Origin of the sequence: Moraxella sp. K127, from assembly GCF_015223095.1 — a bacterium.
In the GTDB taxonomy this organism is placed as follows: domain Bacteria; phylum Pseudomonadota; class Gammaproteobacteria; order Pseudomonadales; family Moraxellaceae; genus Moraxella.
The window spans coordinates 1-612 of sequence record NZ_JADFBZ010000110.1; the positions used below are offsets into that span (position 1 = coordinate 1).

Annotated in this window: 1 protein-coding gene; it reads left to right on the top strand. The window is 42.5% G+C overall.

Translation table 11 applies throughout. The annotated features are described in order from the left end of the window. Window positions 1-612, top strand: a 612-nt coding sequence (locus tag IM753_RS12830; RefSeq protein WP_304609653.1) for a calcium-binding protein, incomplete at both ends; no start/stop codon positions are given.

Genomic DNA, 612 nt, shown 5'->3' on the forward strand with positions numbered 1-612 from the left:
CACCCTAAATGGCGGTAACGGCGATGACATCTTAAATGGTGGTGCTGGCGATGATTATTTAAGCAATTCAGGTCATAAAAATGGCAATGACACTTACATCTTTAGTGGTGATTACGGCAATGATGTGATTTATGAATATGATTGGAATACTGAGAATCGCCATCAAGACACCATCCGTTTTACAGATGTTAATCTGTCTGCAGTTCAAGTCTTGTTAAAAGGTCAAGATTTAATCCTTAAAACATCAGACTCAAATAGTGTTACCATTCAAAACTTCGAGTACGGTGACTCTTATCATATTGAAAACTTCGAATTTGCTGACCAAACAGTCAGTCTTGCCGAACTGATGGCAACAAAAGTTGCCACCTATCACGGCACAGATAATAACGATAATCATAATATAGCGCAATGGAAATCTCAGAGCATCGCCCATCTGGGTGCTGGCAACGACGTTTTCAACGCTACTGGCGGCAAAACTGAAGTCTATGGGCAAGATGGCAATGATCGTGTTACGACAGGTGCTGGCAACGATGTTTTAGATGGCGGTAATGGCAGTGACACCCTAAATGGCGGTGCTGGCGATGACCTCCTATTTGGTCAAGATGGTAACGA